We start from the raw sequence: 2,592 nt of genomic DNA on the forward strand, positions 1-2,592 counted from the left end.
GCGAAGTGCCTGGAGCGCCAATCTACAGACTAGTTGAAAAACTATAAACTATATAATACGAGGGGAATTATTAAAGAAAGCAGAAAAGAAGCTATTGAAAGTTTTATGACAGCCTGACAGGCAAACCTGGTTTTTTATTATTATATTAGAAAACAAATTATTCCAAATGAGGCGCAAACTTCCTGTGTAAAATCTAGAAAAAATAATTGACAATTTAGAATATTTTTAAGTAGTATATAATTTTTAGCATAATGGTAGACAAGGTTTGTATCATTATATAAAATGAAAACGGAGTCAGTTTTTAGAAGAGTTTGAATAGGAGGATGGGAAATGAATATCCATGAGTATCAAGGGAAAGAGATCCTCAGAAAATACGGGGTTGCGGTTCCAAATGGAAAAGTAGCGTTCACTGTAGAAGAAGCAGTGGAAGCAGCGAAAGAATTAGGTACACAGGTTTGTGTAGTAAAAGCACAAATCCATGCTGGCGGACGGGGTAAAGCCGGCGGTGTTAAAGTAGCAAAAAACCTTGATGAGGTTCGTACATATGCAAGCGAAATCCTCGGAAAAACTTTAGTAACACACCAAACAGGTCCAGAAGGTAAAGAAGTGAAACGCCTGCTTATTGAAGAAGGCTGTGATATCAAAAAAGAATACTATGTTGGACTAGTATTAGACCGTGCGACATCTCGAGTTGTATTAATGGCTTCAGAAGAGGGCGGTACGGAAATTGAAGAGGTTGCTGAAAAGACTCCAGAGAAAATTTTCAAAGAAGAAATTGATCCGGTTGTAGGCTTACAGCCTTATCAAGCACGTCGCATTGCATTCAATATTAATATTCCAAAAGAATTAATTAATCAAGCTGTTAAATTTATGACGGCTCTATACAATGCATATATCGAAAAAGATTGCTCAATCGCAGAAATTAACCCGCTTGTTGTTACAGGTGATGGTAAGGTAATGGCTCTTGATGCAAAATTAAACTTTGACTCAAATGCTCTATATCGTCAAAAAGACGTTCTTGAGTATCGTGACCTTGAAGAAGAGGATGCAAAGGAAATCGAAGCCTCTAAATACGACTTAAGCTATGTTGCTTTAGACGGAAACATTGGTTGTATGGTTAACGGTGCAGGTCTTGCCATGTCAACGATGGATATTATTAAACATTACGGCGGCGACCCTGCTAACTTCCTTGATGTTGGGGGCGGCGCAACAGCTGAAAAGGTTACAGAAGCATTCAAAATTATCCTTTCTGATCCAAACGTAAAAGGTATTTTCGTTAATATCTTTGGTGGAATCATGAAGTGTGATGTTATTGCTGAGGGTGTAGTAGAAGCAGCTAAGCAGGTTGGGCTAAGTGTTCCACTTGTTGTTCGCTTAGAGGGAACAAATGTTGATTTAGGTAAGAAAATCTTAGCTGAGTCAACTGTTGAAATTATTGCTGCTGAATCCATGGCTGATGGCGCACAAAAAATCGTTTCATTAGTGAAATAGGATCATAGAAAGGGGAATTAACGTGAGCGTTTTTATTAATAAAGATACAAAAGTTATTGTTCAAGGGATTACTGGTTCAACAGCCCTTTTTCATACAAAACAGATGCTTGAATATGGAACCCAAATTGTTGGTGGGACATCTCCAGGTAAAGGCGGAATGGAAGTAGAAGGCGTTCCTGTCTTTAATACTGTTAAAGATGCAGTTGTCGCAACAGGCGCTACAGCTTCTGTTATTTACGTACCTGCACCATTTGCAGCCGATGCGATTATCGAAGCTGTCGATGCTGAGTTGGATCTTGCCATTTGTATCACTGAACATATTCCAGTTTTAGATATGGTAAAAGTAAAACGTTATATGGAAGGCAAAAAGACTCGCTTAGTTGGTCCAAACTGCCCAGGTGTTATCACTGCTGATGAATGTAAAATCGGGATCATGCCTGGTTACATTCATACAAAAGGACATGTCGGCGTTGTATCCCGTTCAGGAACATTAACATACGAGGCTGTTCATCAATTAACTCAAGCTGGTATTGGTCAAACAACTGCTGTAGGTATTGGTGGCGACCCTGTGAATGGTACAAACTTCATCGATGTTTTAAAAGCTTTTAATGAAGATCCTGAAACATACGCTGTGATCATGATTGGTGAAATCGGCGGTACAGCTGAAGAAGAAGCAGCTGAATGGGTGAAAGCGAATATGACAAAGCCTGTTGTCGGCTTCATCGGCGGACGTACAGCTCCTCCAGGGAAACGTATGGGACATGCAGGTGCGATAATCTCTGGCGGTAAGGGTACTGCAGATGAAAAGATCCGTGTCATGAACGAATGCGGAATTAAAGTTGCTGATACACCATCTGTTATGGGTGAAACTTTAATTGAGGTATTAAAAGAACAAGGATTATACGAAAAGTGTAAAACACACTAATATTTACTGCTAGTCTTTAACGAATAGTCCCTCATAATTGAGGGGCTATTTGTCTAATTTTATTATTATAAGGAGGCAATTATTAAAAAATGGATGACTTTAAAGAGAAACTGATTTCTTTGTTACACTATCCAGATATTTCCTGGAGTGCCGTTTTACAAATGCTAAAAAAAGAC

At 38.9% G+C, this 2,592-nt stretch carries 3 protein-coding genes (1 of these 3 only partly in view); all 3 read left to right on the top strand.

Translation table 11 applies throughout. The annotated features are described in order from the left end of the window. Positions 1 to 330 precede the first annotated feature (330 nt). Positions 331 to 1,491, top strand: coding sequence for an ADP-forming succinate--CoA ligase subunit beta (gene sucC, locus V7659_RS22695; protein WP_144549022.1), 1,161 nt, complete (start codon positions 331 to 333; stop codon positions 1,489 to 1,491). Between the two features lie 22 nt (positions 1,492 to 1,513). Beyond that, complete coding sequence (gene sucD, locus V7659_RS22700; RefSeq protein WP_098571679.1) at positions 1,514 to 2,416, top strand: succinate--CoA ligase subunit alpha; 903 nt, start codon at positions 1,514 to 1,516, stop codon at positions 2,414 to 2,416. Positions 2,417 to 2,505: 89 nt separating this feature from the next. Next, on the top strand, positions 2,506 to 2,592 hold the beginning of the coding sequence (dprA, locus tag V7659_RS22705; RefSeq protein WP_335542453.1) for a DNA-processing protein DprA. The gene runs 801 nt beyond the window's last position; 87 of the gene's 888 nt are visible here — the first part of the coding sequence; its start codon is at positions 2,506 to 2,508; its stop codon lies off the right edge, out of view.

Origin of the sequence: Neobacillus drentensis (assembly GCF_036966985.1) — a bacterium.
GTDB lineage: Bacteria > Bacillota > Bacilli > Bacillales > Cytobacillaceae > Neobacillus > Neobacillus drentensis_E.